3 protein-coding genes are annotated in these 2,069 nt (G+C 73.3%); all 3 read right to left on the bottom strand.

Annotated elements, in window-relative coordinates; translation table 11 throughout:
* The coding region (locus tag ACWF94_RS39430) for a hypothetical protein (RefSeq protein ID WP_453499940.1) at positions 1–194 on the bottom strand (194 nt) is incomplete at its 3' end.
* A gap of 329 nt (positions 195–523) precedes the next feature.
* Positions 524–736: an MbtH family protein gene (locus ACWF94_RS39425; protein WP_453499938.1), complete on the bottom strand. Its 213-nt coding sequence runs from the start codon at positions 734–736 to the stop codon at positions 524–526.
* The coding region (locus ACWF94_RS39420) for a condensation domain-containing protein (protein WP_453499936.1) at positions 733–2,069 on the bottom strand (1,337 nt) is incomplete at its 5' end. The genes ACWF94_RS39425 and ACWF94_RS39420, both read right to left, overlap by 4 nt.

The following is a 2,069-nucleotide window of genomic DNA, read 5'->3' as shown; positions in this document are numbered from 1 at the left end:
GGGTCGGTGGTCGCGACAATGCTCCACCGGCCCACCTCGCGATGGCTTGAGTCAAGGAGTGCCGCGCCGTCGCCGGGCACCAGGTCGTAGTGGTGGAGGTTCCCGCCCCAGTAGCGCAGGATCCGGCCCAGCTCACCGGCGGCCTTCCCGTCGAACGCCGTATCACCCATGTCGACTTCGAGAACGAACCTCACCCGTCGCCTCCCCGCTTTCCGATCGCCCGGCCGATACGGTCACCGGCCGCATGTCTCCATCGTCTCATTGACGCGCGGCTGGAGACTTTTCCGGCAACAGACCGGTTCGGCCTGGCGCGACGGGGAGAAAGTCTCAAACAGGTCTGGGCCGTAGGCGGCGGCGGAGGCACCGGGGGGTGGGCGTCCCGCCCCGGGGCGGAGCCCAGGGCTGGCGCACCTCTGGGCTCCGGGCCCGCCCGCGCCCGACAACAGCTCCCGCCCCTTCCCGAAGGGCCCCGGGGAGAGTGCGCACGCCGGGCGCCGGGCGGGCGGGAGCTCGACGGCAGTGCCTACGGCGTGTCCATCGCCCGCGCCAGGCTCCGGGGCCGCATATCGGTCCAGTGGGTCTCGACGTAGTCCAGGCAGGACTGCCGGGCGGTGGGTCCGTGGACTATCCGCCAGCCCGCCGGCACATCGGCGAAGTCCGGCCACAGACTGTGCTGGTCCTCGTCGTTGACCAGCACGGTGTAGACGCCGTCGGGGTTCTCGAACGGGTTGCTCATCGTGATTCTCCTTCGGTTGCTCCGGATGTACTACTACGGGTCGGTTCCGGGTCGGGCCGGTCGGCGGCCCGCCGCACCAGGCCCTCCAGCGCCCGGAACCAGGTCTCGGCCAGATCCCGGACCGTCTCGCGTGGCATCAGCCGCTCCAGCCAGGACCAGTGGGCGGCCAGCACCGGCCCGTCCGGCCGGTCCTCGGTCACCACATTGATACTCAGGGCGTGGCCCTCGCGCATCGCGGCCTCCGCGCCGATATCGGCGGCGTCCTCCTCGGGGGCATACGACCAGTCTGCCGCCTCGGGGACGTCGAACCGCCCCAGATAGTTGAACTCGATCCGGGGCGCCTGCCGACGCGCCAGCACCGCGCGCGTACGGGGGTTGAGATACCGCAGCAGGCCGTAGCCCACACCGTTCGCGGGCAGTGCCGCCAACTGCGTCCGCACGCGTTCGACCGCTTCGGCGGCGGCCGGGCCGCCCGCGAACGCGTCGGCGAGATCGACCGGGCCCGGATCGAGGCGGACCGGGAAGACACTGGTGAACCAGCCGACCGTACGGGACAGATCGGCGCTGTCCCCGGCGAGTTCCTCCTCGCGGCCGTGGCCTTCGAGATCGACCAGCACCGAGGTGGCCGAGGTGGCCGAAATCTCCGGCGTCTCCGGCGTCTCCGGGGTTGCCGGGGTCTCCGGGATGGCGGTGGTGTCCACGGTGGACGCGGTATCCGGGGCATCCGATGTGGCCGCGTCGGCTGCCGCGCCCGGCCCTTCGTGCCGCCGCCGCCAGTCGGCGACCGCGAGGGCGAGACCGGCGAGCAGCACATCGTTGACGCTCGCGCCGAAGGCGGCGGGCACGGAGGAGAGCAGCGGACCGGTGTGCGCGGGCTCCAGCCGCAGCGCCAGCTCCCGCGCCGTACCCGTGGTGTCCCGGGCCGGATCCGGCGCCCCCGCCAGGGGGAACGGCTCCGTACCGCCGTCGCCGTCCAGGACGGCGGTCCACAGAGGGAGTTCCGCCTCCCGGACCGGGTCCAGGGCCAGCTCGGTCAGCAGCCGCGACCAGCGGGCGAACGAGGTCTCGACCGGCGCGAGTGCCACCGGGCGGCCCGCCGACACGCTCTCCCAGGCGGCGGCCAGATCCGGCAGCAGCACCCGCCAGGAGACCCCGTCGACCACCAGATGGTGGGCCATCAGCAGCAGCCGTCCGGGCTCCGGTCCCGCGTCGAACCAGACCGCCCGCACGACGACGCCCGCATCGGGGTCGAGAGCGGCGCGGGCCCGGTGGGCGTGTTCGGCGACCGCGCTCCGCAGCGCGTCCGGGCCGAGGCCCGCCGCGTCCACCCGCT

It is taken from the genome of Streptomyces sp. NPDC055078 (assembly GCF_053607985.1).
The sequence above is the reverse complement of the archived record's forward strand: the minus strand, read 5'-3'. Positions and strand labels throughout refer to the sequence as shown.

Coding starts and splice junctions, on each gene's coding strand:
- ACWF94_RS39425 (WP_453499938.1), bottom strand. CDS start 736: ATGAGCAACCCGTTCGAGAACCCCGACGGCGTCTACACCGTGCTGGTC.